Source organism: Azonexus sp. GW821-FHT04F04, assembly GCF_059420025.1.
This window is the reverse complement of sequence record NZ_JBWKSX010000006.1, coordinates 193,374-218,340: the sequence shown is the minus strand read 5'-3', so window position 1 is coordinate 218,340 and position 24,967 is coordinate 193,374. Positions and strand designations below refer to the sequence as shown.

At 54.3% G+C, this 24,967-nt stretch carries 25 protein-coding genes and 2 tRNA genes; 11 read left to right on the top strand and 16 right to left on the bottom strand.

Annotated elements, in window-relative coordinates; genetic code table 11:
* Positions 1-25: 25 nt before the first annotated feature.
* From scpB to pnp, 9 genes are all read left to right on the top strand, one after another.
* Positions 26-511, top strand: coding sequence for an SMC-Scp complex subunit ScpB (gene scpB, locus AC07TV_RS13760; RefSeq protein ID WP_494648981.1), 486 nt, complete (start codon positions 26-28; stop codon positions 509-511).
* On the top strand, positions 498-1,523 hold the full coding sequence (rluB, locus tag AC07TV_RS13755) for a 23S rRNA pseudouridine(2605) synthase RluB (RefSeq protein WP_494648934.1): 1,026 nt from the start codon (positions 498-500) through the stop codon (positions 1,521-1,523). The genes scpB and rluB overlap by 14 nt, the downstream gene beginning before the upstream one ends.
* Positions 1,524-1,641: 118 nt before the next feature.
* Entirely contained in the window at positions 1,642-2,082 is a 441-nt protein-coding gene (gene rimP / locus AC07TV_RS13750) for a ribosome maturation factor RimP (RefSeq protein WP_494648933.1), read from the top strand.
* A gap of 21 nt (positions 2,083-2,103) precedes the next feature.
* Complete coding sequence (gene nusA / locus AC07TV_RS13745; RefSeq protein ID WP_494648932.1) at positions 2,104-3,576, top strand: transcription termination factor NusA; 1,473 nt, start codon at positions 2,104-2,106, stop codon at positions 3,574-3,576.
* 17 nt (positions 3,577-3,593) lie between these two features.
* A complete protein-coding gene (infB, locus tag AC07TV_RS13740; protein ID WP_494648931.1) occupies positions 3,594-6,317 on the top strand; it encodes a translation initiation factor IF-2 in 2,724 nt (907 codons plus the stop codon).
* Complete coding sequence (gene rbfA, locus AC07TV_RS13735; RefSeq protein WP_494648929.1) at positions 6,317-6,688, top strand: 30S ribosome-binding factor RbfA; 372 nt, start codon at positions 6,317-6,319, stop codon at positions 6,686-6,688. Before infB ends, rbfA begins: the two co-directional genes overlap by 1 nt.
* Positions 6,689-6,695: 7 nt before the next feature.
* The gene (gene truB, locus AC07TV_RS13730; RefSeq protein ID WP_494648928.1) at positions 6,696-7,595 is read left to right on the top strand and encodes a tRNA pseudouridine(55) synthase TruB; all 900 of its coding nucleotides are present in this window, start codon (positions 6,696-6,698) and stop codon (positions 7,593-7,595) included.
* 102 nt (positions 7,596-7,697) lie between these two features.
* Positions 7,698-7,967 (top strand): 30S ribosomal protein S15, encoded by a 270-nt coding sequence (gene rpsO / locus AC07TV_RS13725; RefSeq protein ID WP_226494947.1) that lies wholly within the window; start codon positions 7,698-7,700, stop codon positions 7,965-7,967.
* A 134-nt stretch (positions 7,968-8,101) separates the two neighbouring features.
* On the top strand, positions 8,102-10,249 hold the full coding sequence (gene pnp / locus AC07TV_RS13720; protein ID WP_494648927.1) for a polyribonucleotide nucleotidyltransferase: 2,148 nt from the start codon (positions 8,102-8,104) through the stop codon (positions 10,247-10,249).
* A gap of 95 nt (positions 10,250-10,344) precedes the next feature.
* On the opposite strand, the gene dksA is transcribed toward pnp, so the two are convergent.
* Positions 10,345-10,770: an RNA polymerase-binding protein DksA gene (gene dksA, locus AC07TV_RS13715; protein WP_494648925.1), complete on the bottom strand. Its 426-nt coding sequence runs from the start codon at positions 10,768-10,770 to the stop codon at positions 10,345-10,347.
* A gap of 138 nt (positions 10,771-10,908) precedes the next feature.
* Here dksA and AC07TV_RS13710 point away from each other — a divergent pair.
* Both AC07TV_RS13710 and AC07TV_RS13705 read left to right on the top strand, forming a co-directional pair.
* Positions 10,909-10,985 (top strand) — tRNA-Pro (locus tag AC07TV_RS13710).
* A gap of 22 nt (positions 10,986-11,007) precedes the next feature.
* A tRNA-Arg gene (locus tag AC07TV_RS13705) sits at positions 11,008-11,084 on the top strand.
* Positions 11,085-11,435: 351 nt separating this feature from the next.
* Here the strand turns inward: AC07TV_RS13705 and rsgA are convergent.
* The 15 genes from rsgA to AC07TV_RS13630 all read right to left on the bottom strand — a co-directional run bounded on the left by rsgA (position 11,436) and on the right by AC07TV_RS13630 (position 24,691).
* Positions 11,436-12,590, bottom strand: a complete 1,155-nt coding sequence (gene rsgA, locus AC07TV_RS13700) for a ribosome small subunit-dependent GTPase A (RefSeq protein ID WP_494648923.1) — start codon at positions 12,588-12,590, stop codon at positions 11,436-11,438.
* Positions 12,591-13,023: 433 nt separating this feature from the next.
* Positions 13,024-13,461 carry a PaaI family thioesterase gene (locus AC07TV_RS13695; RefSeq protein WP_494648922.1) on the bottom strand — a complete coding sequence of 146 codons (438 nt, stop codon included), beginning with the start codon at positions 13,459-13,461 and terminating at the stop codon, positions 13,024-13,026.
* Positions 13,458-14,084 (bottom strand): 2-hydroxychromene-2-carboxylate isomerase, encoded by a 627-nt coding sequence (locus AC07TV_RS13690; RefSeq protein WP_494648921.1) that lies wholly within the window; start codon positions 14,082-14,084, stop codon positions 13,458-13,460. Before AC07TV_RS13690 ends, AC07TV_RS13695 begins: the two co-directional genes overlap by 4 nt.
* A gap of 44 nt (positions 14,085-14,128) precedes the next feature.
* On the bottom strand, positions 14,129-15,076 hold the full coding sequence (locus tag AC07TV_RS13685; protein ID WP_494648920.1) for a CmcJ/NvfI family oxidoreductase: 948 nt from the start codon (positions 15,074-15,076) through the stop codon (positions 14,129-14,131).
* Positions 15,077-15,265: 189 nt separating this feature from the next.
* Positions 15,266-16,177 (bottom strand): LysR substrate-binding domain-containing protein, encoded by a 912-nt coding sequence (locus AC07TV_RS13680; RefSeq protein ID WP_494648919.1) that lies wholly within the window; start codon positions 16,175-16,177, stop codon positions 15,266-15,268.
* A gap of 141 nt (positions 16,178-16,318) precedes the next feature.
* On the bottom strand, positions 16,319-17,122 hold the full coding sequence (locus AC07TV_RS13675) for a dienelactone hydrolase family protein (RefSeq protein WP_494648918.1): 804 nt from the start codon (positions 17,120-17,122) through the stop codon (positions 16,319-16,321).
* Positions 17,123-17,392: 270 nt separating this feature from the next.
* A complete protein-coding gene (locus AC07TV_RS13670) occupies positions 17,393-17,851 on the bottom strand; it encodes a cupin domain-containing protein (protein WP_494648917.1) in 459 nt (152 codons plus the stop codon).
* Positions 17,852-17,940: 89 nt separating this feature from the next.
* A complete protein-coding gene (locus AC07TV_RS13665; protein WP_494648916.1) occupies positions 17,941-18,336 on the bottom strand; it encodes a GFA family protein in 396 nt (131 codons plus the stop codon).
* Positions 18,337-18,694: 358 nt separating this feature from the next.
* Positions 18,695-19,069, bottom strand: a complete 375-nt coding sequence (locus tag AC07TV_RS13660; RefSeq protein ID WP_494648915.1) for an EthD domain-containing protein — start codon at positions 19,067-19,069, stop codon at positions 18,695-18,697.
* A 135-nt stretch (positions 19,070-19,204) separates the two neighbouring features.
* Positions 19,205-20,449, bottom strand: a complete 1,245-nt coding sequence (locus AC07TV_RS13655; RefSeq protein ID WP_494648914.1) for an MFS transporter — start codon at positions 20,447-20,449, stop codon at positions 19,205-19,207.
* Positions 20,450-20,574: 125 nt separating this feature from the next.
* Positions 20,575-21,540: an alpha/beta hydrolase family protein gene (locus AC07TV_RS13650; protein WP_494648913.1), complete on the bottom strand. Its 966-nt coding sequence runs from the start codon at positions 21,538-21,540 to the stop codon at positions 20,575-20,577.
* The gene (locus AC07TV_RS13645) at positions 21,537-21,860 is read right to left on the bottom strand and encodes a DUF2917 domain-containing protein (RefSeq protein ID WP_494648912.1); all 324 of its coding nucleotides are present in this window, start codon (positions 21,858-21,860) and stop codon (positions 21,537-21,539) included. Before AC07TV_RS13645 ends, AC07TV_RS13650 begins: the two co-directional genes overlap by 4 nt.
* 288 nt (positions 21,861-22,148) lie before the next feature.
* Positions 22,149-23,204 carry a nucleotidyltransferase domain-containing protein gene (locus AC07TV_RS13640; protein ID WP_494648911.1) on the bottom strand — a complete coding sequence of 352 codons (1,056 nt, stop codon included), beginning with the start codon at positions 23,202-23,204 and terminating at the stop codon, positions 22,149-22,151.
* Entirely contained in the window at positions 23,180-24,094 is a 915-nt protein-coding gene (locus AC07TV_RS13635) for an HprK-related kinase A (RefSeq protein ID WP_494648910.1), read from the bottom strand. Before AC07TV_RS13635 ends, AC07TV_RS13640 begins: the two co-directional genes overlap by 25 nt.
* Positions 24,095-24,385: 291 nt before the next feature.
* Positions 24,386-24,691 carry a hypothetical protein gene (locus AC07TV_RS13630; RefSeq protein WP_494648909.1) on the bottom strand — a complete coding sequence of 102 codons (306 nt, stop codon included), beginning with the start codon at positions 24,689-24,691 and terminating at the stop codon, positions 24,386-24,388.
* Positions 24,692-24,967: the final 276 nt, after the last annotated feature.

The following is a 24,967-nucleotide window of genomic DNA, read 5'->3' as shown; positions in this document are numbered from 1 at the left end:
AGCGCTGCTCGCCGCGCGCGAGCCGATGTCGCCAAGCGATATGAAAAAGATGTTCGACGAGGATTTGTCGACCGATACCCTGCGCAAGTTGCTCGACGAGTTGCGCGAGGAATGGGCCGAACGTCCGGTCGAACTGATTCAGCTCGCCTCTGGCTGGCGCTTCCGGACGCGGCCCGAATACTTGCCTTATCTTGAGCGCCTGAACCCTGAGCGGCCGCCGAAATACTCGCGGGCCGTCCTCGAAACCCTGGCCATCATCGCCTATCGTCAACCGGTGACGCGCGGTGATATCGAGGAAATCCGCGGCGTCGCGGTCAATACCAACGTTGTCAAAACACTCGAAGAGCGCGGCTGGATCGATGTTGTCGGCCATCGCGAAACACCAGGTCGGCCGGCCCTGTTTGCCACCACCAAGCAATTTCTCGATGATCTGGGACTGAGAAGCGTCAGTGAACTGCCGCCGCTTGAACAAATCGCCCAGACGCTGGAGCTGAATTATGAAAACCAATAAACGCACACCTCTCCGTTCCGCCAGCAAGCCGGGCGGATTTCAAAAACGGCCGGAAATTCCGGTTGACCGTGGCAATCCCGCCCCGCGTGGTCGTACCACCGGCAATGCCCGCGAAGAGGCGCCCGAGGCCGAAGAAGTGGTCGAGGCGCCCAAGCCGCGTCGCCGTGCCGCGCTGCCGGCAACCGGCCGGGCCAGTCGCGGCAATATCGCGCGGAATGGCAAGGCGGTCGTCGAAGCCAAGCCGGAGCGCTTGCAGAAAATTCTGGCCCAGGCCGGTGTCGGCTCGCGTCGCGAAATGGAAGAGTGGATTTCGGCTGGCAAGGTCACAGTCAATGGTGTTGTTGCAACCATCGGCCAGTCCGTCGTGCCGACCGACAAGGTCAAGATCGGCGGCCGTCTGATCAATATCCGCTTTACCGGCAGCACTCGTCCGCCGCGTGTCCTGATGTATCACAAGCCGGAAGGCGAAATCGTCTCGCGCGACGACCCGGATGGCCGTCCGTCTGTCTTCGCTGCGCTGCCGCGCATGCGCGGCGGCCGCTGGATCAACGTTGGCCGTCTCGACTTCAATACCTCCGGCCTGCTGATTTTCACGACTTCCGGCGACCTGGCCAACAAGCTGATGCACCCGAGTTCACAACTGGTTCGTGAATACGCGGTGCGTGTCCTTGGCGAGCTGACCCTCGAAGCGCAACAGCAATTGCTGCATGGTGTCGAACTCGAAGATGGCCGGGCCAATTTCGGGACATTGCACGACGGTGGTGGTGAAGGTGCCAACCATTGGTATCGCGTGACGATTTTTGAGGGCCGCAACCGCGAAGTGCGTCGAATGTTCGAGGCGGTCGGGGTTACGGTCAGCCGATTGATCCGCGTCCGCTACGGCCCGTTCGTGCTGCCTCCACAATTGAAACGCGGCATGGCGCGAGAGCTCAAAGAGGTTGAAATCAAAATGCTGCTGCGCGACCTTGAAAACAACGCGCCAGCCCCCCGAAAGGGCCCTGAGAGCACCTAAATCGATTGTCGATGGGGAATAAATCCGTTATAATTCACGGGTTTGTTCCTCCCGTCGTTTTTGGCGGGGCATCTTTTTTTCATGAGGTGGGCGTTTCGCCCATTTTTTATTTGTGGCTATGGATTTAAACACGCTGTTGGAAACGACTGTTGTCGGTCTCGGTTATGAACTCGTTGATGTCGAGATGTCGCCGCGTGGGCGGACGATTCGTGTCTTCATCGATGCGCCGGGTCGTGCTACGGGGATTGATGTCGAAGATTGCGCCAAGGTCTCCAATCAATTGACGCGCATTTTCGAGGTGGAAAACTTCGATTTCGACCGTCTTGAGATTTCTTCGCCGGGCCTCGATCGCGTTGTCAAGAAAGCCGAAGACTTCGAACGTTTCGCTGGTCAGGAAATCCAGATCAAACTACGTATACCACACGGTGGCCGCCGGAATTTCCAGGGCGAACTGCTGGGCTGCAAAGATGGCAAGGTTGGTCTGCGTCTTGCAAAAGATGATGTGGAACTGGAATTCAATAATATCGAGAAGGCACGTCTGGTGCCTCGTTTCGACTGAAGGACTAGGAGGTTTTAGCCCATGAGCCGTGAAATATTGCTGCTGGTTGACGCACTCGCCCGCGAAAAGAATGTCGCCAAGGAAATCGTTTTTGGCGCCCTTGAGCTGGCCCTTGCTTCGGCCACCAAGAAGCGTATCCATGACGAGGCCGATGTTCGCGTCTCGATCGACCGTAATACGGGTAGCTACGAGTCCTTCCGTCGCTGGCAGGTTGTGCCGGACAACGAATACGTCAACGAGTACCTGCAGATTCCGCTGTCGGAAGCCCAGAAGGACGACTCGGATATCGAAGCCGGCGATACGCTGGAAGAAAGCCTTGAGCCGATCGATTTTGGCCGCATCGGCGCCCAGGCGGCCAAGCAGGTCATCCTGCAAAAGATTCGCGATGCCGAGCGTGAGCAGATCCTGTCTGACTTCCTTGATCGCAAGGAGCACGTCGTTTCCGGCACCATCAAGCGCATGGAACGTGGCAATGCCATTGTCGAAGCCGGCAAGATCGAAGCCTTGCTGCCGCGCGACCAGATGATCCCCAAGGAAAATCTGCGCATCGGCGACCGCATTCGTGCCTATTTGCTGCGCATCGACCGCAATGCTCGCGGCCCGCAGATCATTCTGTCGCGCACTGCGCCTGAATTCATCATCAAGCTGTTCGACATGGAAGTGCCGGAGATTGCTGATGGCCTCATGGAACTGAAGGCCTGTGCCCGTGACCCCGGTCTGCGCGCCAAGATCGCCGTCAAGTCGAATGATCCGCGTGTCGATCCGATCGGTACTTGCGTCGGCCTGCGTGGTTCCCGCGTTACCGCTGTGCGTAATGAAATCGGTGGCGAGAATATCGACATCGTGCTGTGGTCGGCTGATCCGGCCCAGTTCGTGATCGGCGCCTTGTCGCCGGCTGAAGTTTCGTCCATCGTTGTCGATGAAGAAAAGCACGCCATGGACGTGGTGGTCGATGAAGACAACCTGGCTATCGCCATCGGTCGCAATGGTCAGAATGTTCGCTTGGCGTCCGAATTGACCGGCTGGACCATCAATCTGATGACCCAGGACGAGTCAGCCAAGAAGTCCGAGGCTGAATATGCCGTGACCCGCGTCACGTTCATGGAAAAGCTGGACATCGACGAAGAGCTGGCCGATCTGCTGATCGAAGAAGGTTTTTCTTCGCTGGAAGAAGTGGCTTACGTTCCGCTGGCCGAAATGCTGGAAATTGAAGGGCTGGATGAGGGGATCGTCAATGAACTCCGCAACCGTGCCCGCAATGTTTTGCTGACGGAAGCGATCGCGACCGAAGAAAAGTTGGAAAATGTTTCCGAGGACCTGATGGGTCTCGAGGGAATGAGCAAGGAATTGGCCGCGAAACTGGCAGGTCACGACGTCAAGACTCGCGATGATCTCGCGGAACTGGCGGTGGATGAATTGACAGAGATGACCGGCATTGATGACGAGCGTGCCAAGGAACTCATTCTGAAGGCACGGGCTCACTGGTTCGAGTGAGCGGGAGGTAGCAAAGTATGTCCGCAACAACAGTTTCACAATTCGCCGTTGAACTCAAAATGCCAGTCACGGCCCTGCTCGAACAATTGAGCAAGGCAGGGGTGGGCAAGCAGGGTGCCAACGATGCGCTGAACGATCAAGACAAGGCCAAGCTCCTCGATTACCTGCGCCGTGCGCACGGTGACGAGTCGAAGACCAAAATCACGCTGACGCGCAAGCAGACTTCCGAAATCAAGGCGACAGACTCACATGGTCGCGCCCGTACCGTTCAGGTCGAGGTGCGCAAGAAGCGTGTGCTGATGAAACGCGAAGTCGGCGAGCATGTGCCGGAGGCTGAACTCGAAGCGCTTGAGCTGGAGCCCGAGGCACCTGTGGTCGAGCTTGCTCCGGAACCGGAAGTTATTCCTGAGCCGGTGGTTGAGGTCATCCCTGAGCCGTTTGTCGAAGCACCGGTTGAGGTGAAAGTTGAAGCGCCGGTCGAGCCGGTGGTCGAGCCCGTTGCCGAGCCCGTTGTCGAGAAGCCGGCTCCGGTTATTCTGGATCGTGCGGCGATTATCGGCGAGAAGGAACTCAAAGCTCGGGAGCAGGAAAACCGTCGTTATACGACGTTGCGCGAAATTCAGGAACGTGAGCTGCGTGAGAAGCAGGCGCGTGAAGCCGAATTGGTTCGTATGCGTCAGCAGGCGGAAATTGCGGCTGCGGCTGCCAAGGTTGCCGAGCAAGCCAAGCAGCAATCAGCTGCTGCAGCCAAGGCGGGCGAAGGCGCCGCTCCGGCTGCCGACAAGGGCACTTTGCACAAGAAGCCGGATGCGGCGGGCAAGAAAGGCGACAAGGGTCGCGTGGCCGATGATGGCAAGAAAAAGGGCGGCCTGAAGACGCGTGGCTCCGATGGCGGTACCGGCTGGAAGGACAACCGTCACGGCCACAAGAAGTCGCACAAGGGTGATGATGGTCAGGGCAGCTTCCAGGCGCCGACCGAGCAGGTCATTCGTGAAGTGCATATTCCCGAAACCATTTCTGTCACCGACCTGGCGCACAAGATGGCCATCAAGGCCATCGAGATCATCAAGGTCATGATGAAGATGGGTTCGATGGTTACCATCAACCAGGTGCTGGACCAGGAAACGGCGATGATTGTCGTCGAGGAAATGGGCCACAAGGCGTTCGCCGCCAAGCTGGACGATCCGGATGCTTTCCTTGAAGAGTCTGCCGCTCACAAGGATGTGCCGCTTGAGCCGCGTGCTCCGGTGGTCACCGTAATGGGTCACGTAGACCACGGCAAGACCTCGTTGCTCGACTATATTCGTCGTGCCAAGGTTGCTGCTGGCGAAGCCGGCGGTATTACCCAGCACATTGGTGCCTACCACGTCGAAACCGACCGTGGCATGATCACCTTCCTCGATACTCCGGGCCACGAAGCCTTTACGGCGATGCGCGCTCGTGGTGCCAAGGCGACCGATATTGTTATTCTGGTTGTGGCGGCCGACGACGGCGTGATGCCGCAGACCAAGGAAGCGATCCACCATGCCAAGGCAGCTGGTGTGCCGTTGGTGGTTGCAGTCAACAAGATCGACAAGCCCGATTCCAATCCGGACCGCGTCAAGCAGGAGCTGGTTGCCGAAGGTGTCATTCCTGAGGAGTACGGTGGCGATTCACCGTTCTGCCCGGTTTCGGCCAAAAAGGGTACTGGTATCGACGAGTTGCTCGAGCAGGTCCTGTTGCAGGCTGAAGTCCTTGAACTGACTGCGCAGAAAGATGCGCCGGCCAAGGGGTTGATCATTGAAGCGCGTCTCGACAAGGGCCGTGGTGCAGTCGCGACTATGCTGGTTCAGTCCGGTACCTTGAAGCGCGGCGATGTCGTGCTGGCCGGTCAGGTCTTCGGTCGCGTTCGTGCCATGCTCGACGAGAACGGTAAGCCGATCAACGAAGCTGGCCCGTCCATCCCGGTCGAAATCCTCGGCCTGTCCGATGTGCCGGCTGCTGGCGAAGAAGCCATCGTGCTCACCGACGAAAAGAAGGCACGTGAAATCGCCTTGTTCCGTCAGGGCAAGTTCCGCGACGTCAAGCTGGCCAAGCAACAGGCCGCCAAGCTCGAGAACATGTTCCAGCAGATGGAAGAGGGCGAGATCAAGACCCTGCCGCTGATCGTCAAGGCCGACGTACAAGGATCGCAGGAAGCGCTGGTGCAGACACTGGCCAAGCTGTCGAACGAGGAGGTCCGCGTTCAGATCATTCACGGTGCCGTTGGCGCGATCAGCGAATCCGACGTCAATCTGGCCCAGGCTTCCGGTGCAGTCATCATCGGCTTCAACATCCGGGCCGATGCCGGTTCGCGCAAGCTGGCCGAAACCTTCGGTGTCGATATCCGTTACTACAACGTGATTTACGACGCGGTTGATGAGGTCAAGGCGGCTCTTTCCGGCATGTTGTCGCCGGAGAAACGCGAACAGGTTACTGGTATGGTCGAAATTCGTCAGGTCTTCAATGTTTCCAAGGTCGGTGCCATTGCCGGCTGTTATGTGCTGGAGGGCTTCGTCAAGCGCAATTCACGCGTCCGTCTGCTGCGCAACAACGTTGTTCAGTGGGATGGCGAACTCGACTCGCTCAAGCGTTTCAAGGACGACGTCAAGGAAGTTCGCTCCAACTTCGAATGCGGTCTGTCGCTGCGCGGCAATAACGACATCCAGGTTGGCGACCAGCTGGAAGCTTACGAAATTCAGGAAGTGGCACGCTCGCTGTAATGAAGAAAAAAGGATTTCAGCGTAGTGACCGGGTCGCGGAGCAAGTGCGCCGCGACCTTGCCGATCTGATTCGGACTGAATTGAAGGATCCGCGCGTCGGCATGATCAGCCTGACGGCTGTCGAACTGACGCCGGATTACGCCCATGCCAAGGTGTTTTACGCGACACTCAATTCCGAGCATCTGGAAGAGATTGAGCGTGGCTTGAAGCGGGCGTCCGGTTTCCTCCGGCGCGAACTTGGTCGTCGCATTCATATTCATACCCTGCCGGAGTTGCATTTCGTTTACGACAACTCCATTGAGCACGGCGCCAGTATGACCTTGCTGATCAATCAGGCCAACGCGCTGAGCGATCAGACGCCGGAAGACTAAGCACACCATGCAAGTGAAGAAGACCTGGAAACAGGTCGATGGTGTGCTGTTGCTCGACAAACCCATCGGATTCACCTCGAACGACGCGCTGCAAAAGGCGCGTCGGTTGTTCTCGGCGGCCAAGGGCGGCCATACGGGCACGCTTGATCCTTTGGCTACTGGTTTGTTGCCGCTGTGTTTTGGCGAGGCGACCAAATTTTCGGCCGACTTGCTCGATGCCGATAAAACCTATGAAGCCGTTCTCAAGCTGGGCGTCACTACCGATTCCGGGGATGCTGAAGGCAAGGTGACGGGGACTTCCACGGTCAACACGGAAAAAGCGGCAATTTTGAAATTGTTGCCGCAATTCACCGGCGATATTCAGCAGATTCCACCGATGCATTCGGCGCTAAAGCGTGATGGTCGCCCGCTCTATGAGCTGGCTCGCCAGGGTATCGAGGTCGAGCGCGAGGCGAGGGCGGTGACGATTTACGCCATTGATCTGCTCGACTTTGCTGGCGACGCGCTGACGCTACGCGTGGCGTGCAGCAAGGGCACCTACATCCGCGTGCTGGCGGCTGACATCGGGGCTGCGCTCGGTTGTGGCGCCCATCTGACAGCGTTGCGGCGAACCCGGGTTGGTGATCTCGATCTGGAGGGAGCCGTAACCCTGGTTGAGCTTGAGGGGCTCGATGAAGCAGGGCGCATAGAGCACCTTAAACCGGTCGATGCACTGTTGCACACCTTGCCCATCCTGACTGTCGAAGGCGAAGCTGCCCAGCGTTTCAGTCACGGCAATCCCGTTGACTTGCCGGCCGGCCTGAGCGGCAAGATTCGCGTCTATGAGAACGGCAAGCTGATCGGTATCGGCGAACCTGGCTCGGGGGATCGTTTGTGGCCAAAACGGCTGGTTCAACTCGCTGATTAACTGATATAATCCAACGCTTTCCGTCGCCAACGGAAAATTTTATCCACTGGCGCTGGCTCTATCAAACCGGGGCGGCGTCGTTTTCATGAAAGAGAGTTTGAAATGGCATTCACTACTGAAGTCAAAGCCGGCGTCGTCGCCGAATTCCAGCGCGCCAAGGGCGATACCGGTTCTCCGGAAGTCCAGGTCGCCTTGCTGACCGCCCGCATCAACGATCTGACCCCGCACTTCAAAGAGCACAAGAAGGATCACCACTCCCGTCGTGGGCTGCTGCGCATGGTCAATCAGCGTCGCAAGCTGCTGGACTACCTCAAGGGCAAGAACATCGATTCTTACCGCACCCTGATTACCAAGCTCGGTCTGCGCAAGTAAGTCAGATCGACGCTACGAAAGAGCGGCCCGGTTTATCCCGGCCGCTTTTTTTGTTTTTTGCAGTACTGTTTGTTGTTGTCTATTGTAAGTTGTTGATAAATCGTTGTTTATTGTGTTGAGAGTGAAAGGAAAATATGTTTAACATCGTGAAAAAAACATTCGCCTATGGTGCCCATCAAGTCACCATCGAAACCGGTGAAGTTGCCCGCCAGGCTGGCGGTGCCGTCCTCGTTTCCATGGAAGAAACCGTGGTTCTGGTTACCGTTGTGGCTGCCAAGAATGCCAAGCCGGGCCAGGATTTCTTTCCGCTGACCGTCGATTACCAGGAAAAGACCTACGCTGCCGGCCGTATCCCCGGTGGTTTCTTCAAGCGCGAAGGCCGTCCTTCCGAAAAGGAAACGCTGACCTGCCGCCTGATCGATCGCCCGATCCGCCCGCTGTTCCCGGATGGCTTCTACAACGAAGTCCAGGTCATCGCCACCGTGATGTCGCTGAACCCGGAAATTGATTCCGATATCCCGGCCCTGATCGGCGCTTCTGCCGCTCTGGCCATCTCCGGCGTGCCGTTCAACGGTCCGATCGGTGCCGCCCGCGTGGGTTACATCGACGGCCAGTACGTCCTCTGCCCGACCCTCAGCCAGCTCAAGGGTAGCCAGCTCGACCTCGTCGTCGCCGGTACCGAAGCTGCCGTGCTAATGGTTGAGTCCGAAGCCGACCAACTGTCCGAAGAAGTCATGCTCGGCGCTGTCGTTTTTGGTCACACCGAAATGCAGAAGGCGATCAACGCCATCAACGAACTGGTCGAAGAAGCCGGCAAGCCGGAATGGGAATGGGAGGCTGCACCGAAGGACGAAGCGCTGGTTGCCAGCCTGTCCGCTCTGGTTGCTGCCAAGCTCGAAGAAGCCTACAACATCACCGTCAAGCAAACCCGTAGCCAGGCCGTCAAGGTCATTCGTGCTGAAGCCATTGCCGCCCTGTGCCAGGGCGAAGGTGCTCCGGACGAAAACACCGTCGGCAACCTGTTCCACGAAATCGAAGCCTCCATCGTTCGCGGTCGCATCCTGAGCGGTGCGCCGCGTATCGACGGTCGCGACACGCGCACCGTGCGTCCGATCACCATGCGTTCCGGCGTGCTGCCGCGCACCCATGGCTCGGCCCTGTTTACCCGTGGCGAAACCCAAGCGCTGGCTGTGGCCACGCTGGGTACCAACCGCGACGAGCAGATCATTGACGCGCTGGCTGGTGAGTACCGTGACCGCTTCATGCTGCATTACAACATGCCTCCGTACGCCACCGGCGAATGTGGTCGCGTCGGTACGCCGAAGCGCCGCGAAATCGGTCACGGTCGCCTGGCCAAGCGTGCGTTGCTCGCCGTGCTGCCGAAGCCGGAAGACTTCTCCTACTCGATGCGTCTGGTGTCGGAAATTACTGAATCCAACGGCTCGTCCTCGATGGCTTCCGTTTGCGGTGGCTGTCTGGCCCTGCTGGACGCCGGCGTGCCGCTCAAGGCGCACGTTGCCGGTATCGCCATGGGTCTGATCAAGGACGGCAACCGTTTCGCTGTGCTGACCGACATTCTGGGTGACGAGGATCACCTTGGTGACATGGACTTCAAGGTAGCTGGTTCAACGACCGGTATCACCGCGCTGCAGATGGATATCAAGATCCAGGGGATCACCAAGGAAATCATGCAGGTTGCACTGGCTCAGGCCAAGGATGCTCGCATCCACATCCTGAACCTGATGCAGGAAGCCGCTGCCGGCCCGCGTGAAGAAATGTCGGCCTACGCACCGCGTCTCTATACGTTCAAGATCAATCCGGAAAAGATTCGTGACGTCATCGGTAAGGGCGGTGCTGTTATCCGCGCCCTGACCGAAGAGACTGGCACCACGATCGACATTCAGGACGACGGCACGATCACCATCGCTTCGAGCAGTGGTGAAGCCGCTGCCGCTGCGCGTGCCCGTATCGATGCGATCACAGCCGAAGTCGAGATCGGCAAGATCTACGAAGGTACCGTGCTCAAGATTCTTGATTTCGGTGCAATTGTTTCCGTGCTGCCGGGCAAGGATGGTCTGCTGCACATCTCCCAGATCGCTCAGGAACGTGTCAACAAGGTCGAAGACTACGTCAAGGAAGGCCAGATCGTTCGCGTCAAGGTTCTCGAGACCGACGACCGTGGTCGCGTCAAGCTGTCGATGAAGGCTGCTGCTTCTGAAGAAGGCACTGCGGCTGCCCAGCCGATTGCCTCCGAAGCCGTCGCCCAAGAGCCGCAGCAATAAGCATCAGCCCAGGCTGAACGTACAAAGGGCGCCTTGCGGCGCCCTTTGTTTTTTGGCATTTTTTCCGGTTGACCGTAGCAACGCCAAAAAGCGAATTACTTCGCCATCTGTTTTTCCTTGAGCTCGTCCAGGGTCTTGCAATCGATGCACAGCGTGGCCGTGGGACGGGCCTCCAGGCGCTTGATGCCGATCTCGACACCGCACTTGTTGCAGAAGCCATAATCGCCGCTTTCGATGCTGGCGAGCGTCTCGTCGATCTTCTTGATCAGCTTGCGCTCGCGGTCACGGTTGCGCAATTCGATCGCCATGTCGGTTTCCTGGCTGGCGCGATCATTCGGGTCAGCAAACACGGTAGCTTCGTCCTGCATGGTATGAACCGTGCGGTCGATATCCTCGCCCAACTCCTTTTTGAGCGTCTCGAGAATCTTGCGGAAATGCGACAATTGTTTCGCGCTCATGTAATCCTCGCCAGCTTTTGGCTGGTAGGGAGCGAAGTGTTTGTGGAGCAGTTCTTCTGCCATGTTCTTGTGCGCCTAGTGACGAAAAAAGCGATTAAATATCATGAAGACAGCCTATGGGCAAGGATTCTTTCTTTCGAAAAGATAGGCTCTTGATCTGGTGCGGTTTTCCGGCTGGTGATAGAATGCCGTCTCTCGTGTCGGGGCGTAGCGCAGCCTGGTAGCGCATCTGCTTTGGGAGCAGAGGGTCGTGAGTTCGAATCCCACCGCCCCGACCAATTTTTCTAGATTCACCCTCAAGTGCCCGTAGCTCAACTGGATAGAGCAGCTGCCTTCTAAGCAGCAGGTCGGGGGTTCGAGTCCCTCCGGGCACACCACCTATCTCTTAAAATTCAATGGCCTAAAGCTGGTAAATCCGGCTTGGTATTGGCTTAATTCTGCCATGCATTGCAACGGGTGTGGTAAAAATGTGGTAGCTGTCATTCCCCGTAATCCCTTGTAACTCTTGGATTGTGGTGAATTTGTGGTGGACTATGCCGCCAGGGAGAGCCGTTCAGGTCAGTAGGCGTTGATCTGAGAGCTTGGCCATAATGATCACTGGCATCGTGATTTTTCTTGGCACTGACTACATGGTTTTAAGGGCGATCCGTACTTTGTGTTGATACACCGTTCTCATGCTTCCGGATTGCCGAGAAACATCAAGTCGACTTGTGGGTTAGGCCAGTGCCCTAATAGTCCTTCCGCTTCCCCTTGGCTTTGGTGACGGAGCGCACAAGCTTTCCAAACGCCCGGTCTTTCTTGCGCTTTTCAAGAAGTGACATGTCGTGAAAGGCTGATTCATTCTTGAGCTTCAGGTAGCTCTGAAAATGCCCCGGGTCCAGTTCGCCCTGCGTGATGGCGCTCTGAATGGCGCAACCCGGCTCGCTGGTATGCGTGCAGTCGGCGAAGCGACAGTTCGTCGAATGTGTCTGGATATCGGCAAAACTGTTGTCGATTCCTTCACTGATGCCAAGCATTCCCAATTCGCGCATGCCGGGCATGTCGATTAGCAGCCCGCCGTGCTCAAGTACAATGAGTTGACGCCGTGTGGTTGTATGCCTGCCTTCTCCCGAGAGGCTGACGGCACCTGTTTCCAGGTCGGAGTTGCCAACCAGACGATTGACAAGCGTCGTCTTGCCAACACCGGATGATCCAAGCAGACAGTAGGTATTGCCGGGCTGGATCAGCTCGCGGAGCTGCTCAATGCCCTTTCCGCTGATATTGCTCAACGCGATGATTTTGGCGCCGATGCCCGAATGGCGAATCTGCGAAACCAATTGCTCCAATGCTGCCGGGCTGACGAGATCGGTCTTGGTTAGTAGTACGACAGGCTCAATATGCTCTTCGCTGGTCATCACGAGATAGCGCTCGAGTCTGCGCACATTGAAATCAAAGTGACAGGACTGAACGATGAAGGCCATATCGATGTTGGCGGCGATCATCTGGAATTCGACATCGTCGCCTGGCCTTTTCCGTCTCAAAAACGACTGCCGCGGCAGCACATCAAGGATGCGTGCGTGCGCGTCCGAGTTGTGATATTTCACGTGGACCCAGTCGCCGACGCAGGGCATATCTGCGGGTGATTCGCTGGCGTAGATGGCCCGGCCCGTCAGCTTCGCGGGTACTTCACTCTCCGCGTGCCTGATGAGGTACTGGTCGCGATCAACCGCAGTTACCCTGGCGATGAGCGCGCCAAGGTAACAAGACTGATCGGGCGGTGTGCAAGCCCCCTGGGGGCCTTCCGCGACAGAGGCAGTGTGCTCTGAGTCATCGCATGCATCGGAAGTGTGGTTACTAGAGGCAAGCGCGTGAACAAGCGCTTGCTTCGGCTTGGATGTGGTCATGTTGGAAATCCATTGCAGTAATCTAAACGAACAGAAACAGCAAACCACCTGCTGGTGGCCTGCCAAACGTTTGTGATCGCGATAACCTGGATGCCCCGCTGGTGCAGGGATCGGGTTATCGGATTACTGCAATCTCCAACATCCAAACCTCGATAAGTTACGCGCGCCGAATCTGGCTGCGCGAGAAGATGTTAGCCCCGGGGAGAACGTAAATCAAGAAACCCGAAATCGGATGATCAAGGCCAACCGAAGGATGGCAAGGATTTGCCGCGAAAGGCCGCTACGCAGGCGCTTCCTTTACCGGCTAATGCGTACTCTTTGCCAATAGACAACAAATCGGCCAATCTAGTCTCAACTGGGCGCTGAGTTCGAATCTGCTCTGCGGTTAAAGTCTGCTGCAATCTGAGCGTGAGAATATGGGACGACATTCGTTCTATCTTGCACCGCCTACAACCGCAAAGATCGCATGCATCGCAACAATTGGCACTCCTTCAATATCAAGGGTGCCGGAAGCATGACAAAGCCGTTTCCCGACTTTTACCCGATCAATCTTTCCTTCAACCCATTGCCCTGGAATTGCAGGTGCAAGAAATTGAACAGAGAGGTTTGAGGTAGCGATTCGCCATTCTTTCGGAATTCGATGGTTGATGTTGCAGCCGAGGACCACATCCGCAATGGTTGCCAAAAAGCCCCCGTGAGCAGTGCCGGCACCATTGCAATGGTGTGCATCAATTTCGACACGAAACACCAAATCATCCTCGGATTCACGAAAGAAAAAAGGCGCTATCGAAGGGGTAAAAGCGCAGGGCATCCGCCAAATCGAATATCCAGAGTCCAGCCAGGCCTGACCTCGGGGTGAGATTACGTTCATTGCGATTGGGAGTTTGCGTAAGCTAAAGCGTCCTCGAGGCGATCATTCCCCCAGAACATCTCGCCTCCGACGAAGAACATGGGTGCCCCAAAAATTCCAAGGTCGGCTGCAGTCTCGGTTGCATGACGTAGTCGCTGCTTGTTCTCATCTGACTGTGCTTGTGCAATAACCAGATCAGCGTTCACGTTGATAGCGGCAAGCACTTCCCGCACTGCGTCTTCTGTATCGAGATCCTTGTCCTCAACGAAGTTGCGCGCCATCGTTGCCCGAACAAAGTCTCCAATCCATTTCTCATTCCGACCGAGAATAGCGACCCGAGTTGGAAGAATGGCTCGGCGAGGGAAAGTGCTGGGCTTTTTCCACGCGATGCCATGTTTGTGCGCCTGACGTTCCATGTCCTTCCATGTGTATTCACCTTTTTGCTTTTGCAGGACGAACGGCGAAGACTCCCAGCCAAAAGACTGAAAAATGGGACCTAGCAGAAATGGCTTCCATAAGACATCGACCCCGAGGCTGCCGGCAAGATCTTCGATGCGCATTGCTGTCAGGTAGCTGTAATTGCTACCCAAATCGAACCAAAACTCGATTGTCTTACGGTCATTATTGTTGGTGGAATGATTCATTCATCTCTCCGGTATCTGAGGGGGCTAACAACAACTTGGGTCCATCAATTGAAAATTGCGAGGCAACGTACTTCAATGCTCTCGCGCAGCGGTGTTGATTCGGTTGCCTCAGGATGATCGAATGCCGCGTGTGGCGTAAATCGAGACACGCTATTAATCAATGAGTCGTACTGTTTGAAAATCAGGGCCTCATTGCGATCCATTGCTGAGTAGTAGTACCAGTGATGCCGGTTCGAGTGGCGCACCAGATAGATCTTGCCACTGCGTTCTTGATACCTGATTTCGCAAGCTTCCAGATCGCTAGCGCCTACCGATCGCGCATCGCAAACGGCCAAGGGTGTATCCAGAACCGGTCCTTTGATTGAGCGCCAGACATTGACGATTGCGAATCTTTCAACGGAATTGCAAAGCACCGCATCCTTCAGGACCAGGTTGAGACGTCTTTGGCCGGTCTCTTCTGAATAGTCGACATGCACTCGGCCGACTGCCCCAGGATTACTTCCGTCCCCAGCTCTGCCAAATGAGAGCGGCGGGCGTCCTGCTTCGCGCTTGCGAATCTGATGATCAAAAACGATTACTGATGTTGCGCCGGTTGCATTCCTGACGAGCTCGGTCGTTTCTGCATAGTATTTCGCAATGATCTCTTGCTCGCTTCGGAAATCAGAGACCGTAGTGGGCGCATCCCAGAGCTCAAACCCCTCAACGTCGACGCTCGGCTGGTATGCCATTTGACGGGCATCCCGAATCGGCATCCGAACCAGCTCAAATTCGCAGTTTTGCCTTTCAGTACCCGCTGGCGGATCGTACATATAGGTAAAAGGATGACCGTCGCTTTCCTTCAAATATCCCATATCAGCGACGACCGATGGTAACTGCCGGGTCCACGGCGAGTACCGAGTGCTTTGACTGACGGGAGGGTAATCAGGCGTCGACGAGATACCAAACGGTACCTTGAGGAGAGGTGGCGCACTCGATGAAGCTACGGCTGACATAATTTCTCCGATTCAGTTGTAACCCCAATAGGGTCAGAAAGTTTTCGCGCTCAGCCATGAGGACACCTTGTTTGGGATGAGCGTGAATAACTACTTGAATGGAGTTTGCACCGCGAGGCTACATCGCTTCAAACGACTTAAATTTGGTCAGATATGCGCTACAGGAATGTGTATCTGGTGCCACTGAAGCTAATCAGAGAGTTCGCTTGCAATTTGTTGAATCCAGTCAGCGACGATCCTGACTTCTTCCCTGGACTGCTGATCTGCAAGCACTAGCCAATAAGCATAGTCCTCTCCCGAGTGCTTCTGCGACGTGGCCAGCGCGATAAGTCGTCCTTCGGCCAACAACGGCTCGATGAGATTTTGTCGGCCTAGCGCCACACCTTGACCGGCAAGTGCAGCGTGGATCACCAGGTCGTATTGGTTAAAGCGAAGGATTCCCTTGGGTTTTGCTTTCTCAAGTCCTGCAGTCCCAAGCCATTCACTCCACTGCAGCCAGGGGCGCTTCGGATCATCGAATTCCAGAAGCACCAGCTTTGAAAGGGTTTCGGCAGTTGAGAGCTCTTTCAGCCCAAGTGATGGATGAGCTACGGGGGCAATTTTTTCTCCGAAAAGTCGGATAGCACCAGCTGGAGCGTTAGCGGGGGAGCAATATCGAAGGGCGATATCCACCCCATCTGCTTTGATATCAAGTATCCGATTGGAGGCGGCTAGCCGTACATCAATACTGGGCCATTGCGTTTGGAACACGCCAAGTTGCGGCAGCAGCCACAAGCTCGCTACGCCTGTGCTTGTGGTAACCGTGACAGGTCTGCGTCCCCTTGGAATGATCAGGCTGGCAAAGACATCCTGTAGTTGTTGCACAGCGCCATCCGCGCTACGAAATAGCCGTTCACCTTCTGCTGTGAATGCAATTGACCGATGCCCTCGAATCAATAGCTTTACCCCAAGAATTTCCTCTAGCCCATGGATTTGCCTACTGACCGCTGACTGAGTAAGGCAGAGGTCTTCGGCGGCAAGCGTTATGCTCATTCGACGCCCGACCGCAACAAACCCACGAACAAGATCAAGAGAAGGGAGGCGGGACAATGGAATAGACATGCAATTTCCTGATTGGAATCGACCAAAGACCGTTCAACAAAACCTCAACGCAGTCATTAACGAATAGGCGCCCAGAGGCTAAGAAACAATAGGTGCGAATTGATCATGGCATGCCATTTTTCACCTCGCAACAACGAACGCTCAAGGCAGAAGCCTTTGAGCAAAAAAGGCCAGAATTTCATCCCGCGCTTGCGTTGTAGGCTGACCGGCTTCATCAATGAGATGGGCAGTAACGACGCTATGCGGGCAGCCAACAACCTTCTCAAAAAATGGTGGCGGGGATGGGTTCGCAGCGTTGTCAGGGAGGACTTTGGTAATGATCCGGTCGCCCAAGGCATTTGAGTAGGCTGCGAATCGCTGCGCAGTGCAATATCGGTCACCCTGAAAGCGATACGCCAAGACCGTGAGATCCTCGCGGTCAAGACGACTTTTCACTGCCGTCAGATCTTCAGGGGATATTTCAAGCCCGTCCGGTTCGTTCATGGGAAGGGAGGGCTGCGAAAGGACCGGTGCGAGCATTGCCGGCTCAAGCATCATGGTTAGCGCAAAGTTACCGGTAAAACACATTCCAATTGCACCAATACCAGGTCCTCCACACTCCTCATGGGCAAACTTTGCCAGGGCGCGCAGCCAGACGGTGACCGGGCTGGTTTGGTTAGCCGCCAACGCTCTGAATTCCGCGCTGACACAAGCTCTTTTAAAGACAGCCAACCCCTCTTCAGCTGTCGGTACATCGCCGTCGATGCCAAATAGTGATGGCAAATAGGCAGTAAATCCTGCATCTCTGACCCAGCGACAGAAGCGCGCAATTTGGGGACTGATGCCTGGCATTTCAGGCATCACGATGACAGCAGGGCCATTCCCCATGACATAGACCATCTTTGATATCTCGTTGAACGAGATTTCCCGTGAGAGAAAGTCCTCAAGGGAGTCCTTGTCATTCATGCTTTGTCTGGCCATCTATATCAATCCTTCAAGGTTTGACGACATGGCATTCATTGGACGACATCACATTCCAATTCTCAAATGAGAATTTTTAACTTTGAGATGCGCCATGGGAATGTCAGGTTGGGGATGACGAAGCAGTTACCTTGACGGTGCAGTTTTTGAAATTCTTCAGACTTTTCTATTTGCGACTTCATGGTTTCGTTCTAAAGAAATAATCTTTCTTTGGTGTTTTCGGGTCCTGTCCAGCAGTATCCGTTCGACCACTCATCAAACTGGCCAAACGACTTTGCGTTGAACGGAGTAACCGTCCTCAGTGCCATCTGCAGCAATTGAGAACTCCGTGGCTTGAATCACAATATAAAAGAGGTCTTCCTTAGAGTTGTTGCGCCAAGTCCGCTCGCCGTCCGGAGATACGCGAAGAGCTGTGCCCTCACGAATTTGGAAGATTTGTTCATCAACTTGAAACTCTCCGCTTCCTTTCAAGAAAAGATACAGCTCTTCATGCAGATGATGCTTATGGTAGAAGGGCACGGCTGCCCCAGCAGGTAAGCAATTCACCGACACCTCCATTCCGGTCAAACCGAGGATCGGATTTAGAAATAGTTTTCCTGGAACTTCAACGCTCGGTAGCGCCTTGATCTTTGCTGTGTAGCTCTTCCAGGCGTCAATGCCGCCAATGTCCGCCACGCTGAAATTTTTTCCTTGTTCGTTTGCACTTGGATTCATGGCCTAGCCTTTTTCATAGACATTACAGGTTTTGGGTTTTCGGAAAACCCGGTAATTTGTGCAGCAATTGCTGTGCGAAGAGCTTTACCCTAGGGCCGCTCTTGATACTGAGGGGCATCATCATGAATGTTGTCCCACTCTGCTTTTGAATTCACAAAGATGTGTGCGGAAACCTTGGCATAGCTCGGCGTATCCAAAGTGCCTATTCGTACTCGAACTGTTTCCGACAGGTTTTCGCGTTTGCCAATGATTGGTGAGCCGCAAATTCCACAAAAAATGCGATGAACACCAGATGCACTTCGGTAGCTGCGTAAATGTTCCTGACCTTTCACTATGTGAAAATCAGAAGAGGCGACCGGCGATACTGCCGAAAATGCAGAACCATTGGCCTTTCGGCAGCGCGAGCAGTGGCAATACACGATGGGTCCAAGTTCGCCATCAATTTCGTATTTAACTGCTCCGCATAGACAGCTACCTTTGTGCATAGGATGCTCCTCAGGGATAACGCTATAGGGTCTTGCTCTATTTCATTCAAGTAGATGAAATTGGGGGCTATAACACCTGCCTCGCGCCGAATGGCTTGCAGCGCACGGGACTCGAAGAAGTTTCTCGCATTTTTCAATGAGCTCCATTGTGAAAAATGGACAATAGTGTTTTGTTCATTGTCATAACGAAGTAATTGGTAACTGATTTCCCCTGCAGCCTTTCGGATACCAGAGGCACGGTCAAAAACGATCTTCCATGCTGAATAAGACTCAACCTCGTGGACAATCAAGACAAATTGCATTTCAACCTTTTCATCGCTGAAATCAGGGTTGGACTGGGGCGTGGCCACAGAATTACTCATAGCGTGCGCACCATCTCTATCTCATCACCAGCAAAGATGGGAGAGCTTTCAAGGTCGACGAAGCGCTTTTCGTCTTCCCAAAGAAGTCGGCTGGCTGTCCGTGCTGCAGGGTCTTGCCCCAGCGTCTCCAGCGCAATACGACTTTCGTACCAAATTTCTGCAATACCATCGTAAGGTTCGGGGGTGCCGCGGAAGGCTATCAATTTCGATGTCATCGGACCGAAGTCGCCATGAAACTGGATGTAGCGCGCAATACGAAGGACAGCTTTGTGTTGCTGAACTAATGACCCGTGCTCATTTTTCCAATAGTCCAAAAACTCTTCATGTGTGAGCTCAGCACGGCGCCGAAGGCAGAATGAAATTTTGATCATGTCCGACCTATCTACAAATTGACCACAGGGTTGACCAAATCCAGACGTTGTCCGGGTTGAGATATGTCAGGAAAACTAGGTAACAAGCGGTCAATCCTGTTGAGAGTCCTGCAGCACGGATCGCTATCGATGAACTCATGATGGTTGATAGCCAATGTTGAGCCGTGGCAGTTCATTGTCATTAATTGGGAAATGCAGGGCAGCGGCAATGACACCCAGGGCGATTCCAATGAACCAGATCAAATCGTACGATTTGGTCACATCAAACATATACCCGCCCAGCCAAACGCCAAGAAACGCACCCACTTGGTGGCCAAAAAATACAAAGCCAAATAGCGTAGTGATGTATTTCACGCCAAAAACCTGCGAGACGAGACCGTTTGTCAGCGGAACTGTACCCAACCAGATGAAGCCCATCGCGGCACAAAAGAGATATAGGCTCCAGATGGTCAAAGGCATCAGGACGAATAGAGCCATTACCAGGGAGCGCACCAGATAAATTCCGGAGAGCAGGAATTTGCGCCGAAATAGACCACCGAGCACACCACAGCAATATGTACCCGCCACGTTGCTTAGGGCAATGATCGCTAATCCAGCTACGGCTACGTTGCCCGACATTCCTTTGTCCAACAGGTAGGCCGGTAAATGTGAGGCAATGAAGGCTAATTGGAAGCCACAGGCCAAAAAGCCCAGATTCAGTAGCCAGAATCCACGATGCTGGAATGCTTCAGTCAGTGCTTCGCGCATTGTCTGATCAGCGCCAAGAACTGGTGCGGGCGACGCACTTTCGCGGAACGGCAAGGCCAACGGTAGAACCATTGCGCAAACTACTGCCAACGCTACTAAAGCCCCTGACCATGACAATGAATTGATCAGCCCCTGGGCTAGTGGCACCATGGCAAATTGGCCGAACCCGCCAACCGCGCCGGCCAAGCCGAGTGCCCAACTTTGCCGGTCAGGCGTCACCATGCGACTGAGTGCGCCATAAATCACGCCAAACGACGTACCGGAAAGTGCAATACCTATGCACAAGCCTGCAGTGAGTGTGAAGGCCAATGGGGTGATAGCAATACTCATAAGGGCGAGGCCAACAGCGTAAAAAACAAGGCCGGCGATAATGACGCGCATTGAGCCAAAGCGATCTGCCAACATGCCGGTAAATGGCTGAGCCAAACCCCAGATCAGGTTCTGTATTGCGATGGAAAAGCCGAAGACTTCGCGCGTCCAGGCGTTGTCCATTGTTATTGGAACCTGAAAAATTCCGGTCGCGTGGCGAATGCCGAGGGCCAGCCCCATGATCAAGCCACCTGCAACGACGAATACCCACGGCTGACGGTGCCAGCCATTTGCCATATATGACGATTCGGTTTTGTTGCTCATGTTCTCTGGTGGTACCTGTTTTTTTCGGGGCGTATGCGACTGAGGTCGATTAGAAAGGCATCCCGGTTCCCGTTCAAACGAATTCGCGGTCGCCTGGCATTACCTGAGGGAATGTCAGCTATTAATCAGAGAGCTCGTGTTGCATCATCTGTTGTGATCAATTGACCGGGTGCGTCTTTGGGTATTTGACCATCACGCAACCAACACAGGGGGATGCGCCATAGCGACTCCTTGAAGCGGTTGTTGAAGAATGCAAAATGCCCAATTTGCTTGAGCCCAAGCATGCTCGGGGCAACACGCAAATGGGTGGCAGGACTATTGATGAAATAATCTAAAAGACGATGAATGGCTGGAATGGTGCCGAAGTCATCATCCGTAATTGAAAGTGCGAGCGTCTCGCCTTTCATTTGTGAAAAGCGTTCGACAAGCTGTTGTCGACGTTCCAATGGCATGGCTCGACGTCCATTTTGATAGGCGTCCTCAAAGCGAGGATGACGTGCCGTCCAATCACGAACAACACCCAGAGGGGTATCTTCGAGCCAGCCTAGGCGGCTGCCGGGGAAATACCCAAAGATTGCAGCCAATATCGGCATAACGACATGCCAGCGCCAAAACATCGCCAGGCGTCTAGGGCGCGCATAGTCCTTCCAGTATGCAAACTGAGCCCCCATGGTAAATACACGGCTGACTAGGTGATTCGATTCGGCGAGACCAACAAGAAAGCCACCCACGCTATGCGCGACTACATGTATGGGTTGTCCGCAAAATTTCGTGGCAACAAATCGCAGAATGCCTTCAAAGTCTTGAGTCCCCCAGTCAATCCAGCTCGCGTCGAACCCGCGCAAGGTGTTGGGGCGCGAATTTCCGATGCCACGGTAGTCATAGGTAACGACATCGAATCCGTTAGCGTACAGATAGTTAGCAAAATGGTTGTAATAGCGACTATGAACAGATGTCGCCGGGTTGATAATTACCACGGGTCGCTTGGTGAAAAATGTCTCTGATTGGCTAATCCATGCAGACGCATCTAGGGGGTACCCGTCGACAGCAGAGACAAGAAATTTTTGCGGCTCATCAAAATGAGTGCTCATGCGTCCGCCCTTGTGTTTCTCGACGGGAAGCTGCTTCCGGGGTTTCGGACTTGATTGATGCAACTCTTTCCGTGCTCATTCAAGCGTTGCCGCGCGGAAAATGTGGCGCTGTCATTGCTGCATGCTGATATGACAACTTTGCCGGGGTTTTCGATGGTCAGAAACTCACCGGACTGCAGCACCCAGTCGTTACTTAGGTGATGCTGAGTGACCCAGATCGTGCCGGTCACACAGATCAGTTTATTTCCGCAAGCGCCGGCGAATTCAAACGTCGAACCACGCTTCAATGTAACGCGGAGATGTTCACACTGGATGATCATGATATTCCCCAAAATTCGGCTGATATCCCGGAGGGTAGGAGTTGCCGGACTGAGGAATTACGTTACGTTGGGTTCTTTTGCAGCTCAATCGACTTTATTGAGCAGTAACATTCGAAAAAGGAATGTGAAAATGATAAATACCAAGTCCTTGGTCAATTTTTCGGTCTTGCGAAAAATGTGGTGAGTGCACCATCACGACGTGAGCAGGTGCACTACCTGGTCGACAAGGAATTCGGTGAGCGGAAATCACTCCGTTTCGTTGGCATGTGCCCAAGTTCTTTCTTTTACCTAACTGGGGTCACGATTCGGAATGAACGCCAGAAGTGTTTTTCTTAACAGATGCGGAATTAGTATGCCCAGCGGCATTTTCATCCAGTGCGATTGAGCGAGCAGGGCAAAACGGCTGATTTGAATAGAGTAAGAGTTCCCCGTTTGTGGTGAGCTCCCGGATGCTACCGCAATGAGTATCTTCGCAAGCCACGTGGAGGGGGAAGAAGTAGTCTCCGTTTGGAAAACTACTTCAGCTGCGTTGATAGCCGCGGAAACTAGTCGACGAAGTCCAAGCGATTCGGCGCGAGCATACAATTCATCTCGTTTGGTCCCCTTGGGGTAGTTGGTTTCAATAAGAAGGAAGAGGTCATAGAGATCTCTGAAAACCTTGCTTGCTTCCCCTTCCTGAAGCAAGTGGATCGCACAGTGAATTACGCGATCTGCTGAGCCCAGAATGTGTATTCCAGGGGCAATCTCTTCCAGGTGCTCCAGTAGTGACTCAGTGGGGATGCTATAGCGCGATATGGGGGGATTAATCGCGTGGTGAAGGTCTACAACGGTATGTCTACGGACATGCTCCATGGGTGGAACCTCGTGTGACCAATCGCGATAGTAGTGTTGGTCGTAGGCATCGACGGTACTGGGCATCCAGCCTGCAGCAGTCAGGGCAGCCTCTGCTTTTCCCAGAGATGCGCGAGGCACAAGAATGTCAATGTCAGAAAAAAGACGTCCGTCTGCATTCGGGTCATTGGCCACCAGATAGGCGCAGCCTTTAAGAAGTATGACCGGCGTGCCAGGGTGTATCGCTCGGCGAATGACATCAATTTCCCAACGGGCTGCATCAGCACGACGTTGGGCTGTCGTTCTCGCCAGATTAAGGTGCCTGAGTACTGCTGGCGGAACCTCGTTGAGAAAACCCGCTGAGTCTAGTCGCGAGGCCAGTTGTCCCAAACTTTGAGTTTTTCTTGAATGTAGAAGGATTGCGTTCCATTGCTCTCCACTGATGCGGCTAATCCCAGTTGGGTTTCCCAATATGGTTGGCAAGCGGCTTACCGGCATGTCGTATCTATCCATCCTGCGACTTCCGACAAGTCGCCATATTTGACCTCGTAACCTATCGAGTCGACGACAGCTTCAGCAAGTGCGGCAAAACCGGATGTTCCGAAAACTCCGATATTGAATGTATTGTCCAGAAGTTTTGAAAGCATTCTGGCCTTCGTAAGTACGAAAGAGTCGAGAGGGGACGCGGCAGAATATCGCGGAAAAATGACGTGTCGAATGGGAACTTCATCCGACCACCGGTGGATAGCCGCTACTGGCGGGCGCACGTAAGCGATGTCACCCTTGCGTGTGTCGCCAATTGGTGTAGTGATCGTCGCATCCGGAAAACGCGATTGAATAATGCCAATTGATGCGTCCTTGAGGCTGATTGGGCGAGGCATGGGCCGGACCTGGCCAGTTATTGGTGAAATGATCGTTAGTTCATCTGAGAGCAGGCGCCATCCGGAAAGACAGAGTTCAGCGCTTAGCGTGCTTTTTCCGGAGCCTGGGTCGCCCGGGAGCACTAGAGCTCCTCCGTTTCGCTCCAGAACGGCCGCGTGAATGACGATATCTTCACCGGCGAGTGTCGATATGCACCAATTCAATCCCCACTCAAAGAGGGGATGAACCTGATTCAAGGGCAGGGCCGGAAAAGGGGTCTGTCCGTCCCAACTAAACTCGACATTTTTCTCAAGCCACCCTGTACGCTTGCTATTGAGTTCGATGTCAAAGTCAATGAACCCCGAATGCTCGAGGTAGGCGGGGTAGTCCTGGTAAAGCAATAGGAGCGGTTTAGCTAAGGCTGCTGCGAGATCTGAACGGATTCGGCAGCGATATGAAGTGACGTCTAGCACCAAGCCTTCTTGAGATAGAGCGTCGGTGATCGAATCGAGTGTGAATGCACTCAGTAAATTAGATGGCATGAGTGCATTGTGACCAGAAAACGCGGTCTCGAAAAGAATTACCCGAGATCAATACCTAAGCGATCAAGCGTAGCCAGCAGATTTTCGGCATCAGCAGATAACTCCAACCCTTCTGCTGAGCTATTTGAAAAAATACCGGAGTCGACTACCTCCTCCCAGGCTTGAGTGGCACAAAGCAATACCTCTCCTGAGTTTGGCAGAAGGAGAACTGTCTCGGCCTCGCTGTCAAACGTGACGGCTAAGCAGTCTGCTCGTCCCGAAAGCCTGGGGGCCAACTGCTCTTGGCTCAATTTAGGCGCGGGTCTGTTCCAAGAACGCTTTGCATTCCTCAGGGGTTAAAACATAACCACCTGTTCCGATTTTCCCAGTGGCGCACAACTCTCGGACATGTTCTGGCTTGAGTGCATAGGTTCCGGGGTATTTGTGAGCATTGAGCCAAGCCGCACAAAACTCGGCTTTATTACCAGTGCTTCCAGGAACCCGTGATTCGTCAATCAAAATCTTGGCAATCGAGCGACTGCCATCAAGCCAAGAGAGCTTTGTTCCTGTATTCCAACCGGCATCTGTGAGCGAAGTTTCGGTGAAGTGATGGCACATGTCTTGGTAGGTTCCGCTAGGTCCTGCCCATGATTTATCCCGATAGGCGGTTTTGCCTCTTCTATCGGTATAGCGTTGCTTGCAAGATGTAAAGGGCTTGCATTCCGGATGGTCCGGCCAAGCCACTTCAAAGCACGTTCCCGTTTTCTTTGGGGTCCAAGCGTATGGCGGTTTGCATGGTGTGTGACCAGAAACGGTATGGGAAACGCATGTGCTCTGAGTGCTCTTCCCTTTTGGGTTTACCGAGCACCAAGCGGCAAATGAAAGCCCTTTGGG

Bases quoted from the DNA above. Each gene is read 5' to 3' on its own strand.
- scpB (WP_494648981.1), top strand. From the start codon at position 26: ATGTCGCCAAGCGATATGAAAAAGATGTTCGACGAGGATTTGTCGACC.
- rluB (WP_494648934.1), top strand. From the start codon at position 498: ATGAAAACCAATAAACGCACACCTCTCCGTTCCGCCAGCAAGCCGGGC.
- rimP (WP_494648933.1), top strand. From the start codon at position 1,642: ATGGATTTAAACACGCTGTTGGAAACGACTGTTGTCGGTCTCGGTTAT.
- nusA (WP_494648932.1), top strand. From the start codon at position 2,104: ATGAGCCGTGAAATATTGCTGCTGGTTGACGCACTCGCCCGCGAAAAG.
- infB (WP_494648931.1), top strand. From the start codon at position 3,594: ATGTCCGCAACAACAGTTTCACAATTCGCCGTTGAACTCAAAATGCCA.
- rbfA (WP_494648929.1), top strand. From the start codon at position 6,317: ATGAAGAAAAAAGGATTTCAGCGTAGTGACCGGGTCGCGGAGCAAGTG.
- truB (WP_494648928.1), top strand. From the start codon at position 6,696: ATGCAAGTGAAGAAGACCTGGAAACAGGTCGATGGTGTGCTGTTGCTC.
- rpsO (WP_226494947.1), top strand. From the start codon at position 7,698: ATGGCATTCACTACTGAAGTCAAAGCCGGCGTCGTCGCCGAATTCCAG.
- pnp (WP_494648927.1), top strand. From the start codon at position 8,102: ATGTTTAACATCGTGAAAAAAACATTCGCCTATGGTGCCCATCAAGTC.
- dksA (WP_494648925.1), bottom strand. From the start codon at position 10,770: ATGGCAGAAGAACTGCTCCACAAACACTTCGCTCCCTACCAGCCAAAA.
- rsgA (WP_494648923.1), bottom strand. From the start codon at position 12,590: ATGACCACATCCAAGCCGAAGCAAGCGCTTGTTCACGCGCTTGCCTCT.
- AC07TV_RS13695 (WP_494648922.1), bottom strand. From the start codon at position 13,461: ATGAACGTAATCTCACCCCGAGGTCAGGCCTGGCTGGACTCTGGATAT.
- AC07TV_RS13690 (WP_494648921.1), bottom strand. From the start codon at position 14,084: ATGAATCATTCCACCAACAATAATGACCGTAAGACAATCGAGTTTTGG.
- AC07TV_RS13685 (WP_494648920.1), bottom strand. From the start codon at position 15,076: ATGTCAGCCGTAGCTTCATCGAGTGCGCCACCTCTCCTCAAGGTACCG.
- AC07TV_RS13680 (WP_494648919.1), bottom strand. From the start codon at position 16,177: ATGTCTATTCCATTGTCCCGCCTCCCTTCTCTTGATCTTGTTCGTGGG.
- AC07TV_RS13675 (WP_494648918.1), bottom strand. From the start codon at position 17,122: ATGAATGACAAGGACTCCCTTGAGGACTTTCTCTCACGGGAAATCTCG.
- AC07TV_RS13670 (WP_494648917.1), bottom strand. From the start codon at position 17,851: ATGAATCCAAGTGCAAACGAACAAGGAAAAAATTTCAGCGTGGCGGAC.
- AC07TV_RS13665 (WP_494648916.1), bottom strand. From the start codon at position 18,336: ATGCACAAAGGTAGCTGTCTATGCGGAGCAGTTAAATACGAAATTGAT.
- AC07TV_RS13660 (WP_494648915.1), bottom strand. From the start codon at position 19,069: ATGATCAAAATTTCATTCTGCCTTCGGCGCCGTGCTGAGCTCACACAT.
- AC07TV_RS13655 (WP_494648914.1), bottom strand. From the start codon at position 20,449: ATGAGCAACAAAACCGAATCGTCATATATGGCAAATGGCTGGCACCGT.
- AC07TV_RS13650 (WP_494648913.1), bottom strand. From the start codon at position 21,540: ATGAGCACTCATTTTGATGAGCCGCAAAAATTTCTTGTCTCTGCTGTC.
- AC07TV_RS13645 (WP_494648912.1), bottom strand. From the start codon at position 21,860: ATGATCATCCAGTGTGAACATCTCCGCGTTACATTGAAGCGTGGTTCG.
- AC07TV_RS13640 (WP_494648911.1), bottom strand. From the start codon at position 23,204: ATGGATAGATACGACATGCCGGTAAGCCGCTTGCCAACCATATTGGGA.
- AC07TV_RS13635 (WP_494648910.1), bottom strand. From the start codon at position 24,094: ATGCCATCTAATTTACTGAGTGCATTCACACTCGATTCGATCACCGAC.
- AC07TV_RS13630 (WP_494648909.1), bottom strand. From the start codon at position 24,691: ATGTGCCATCACTTCACCGAAACTTCGCTCACAGATGCCGGTTGGAAT.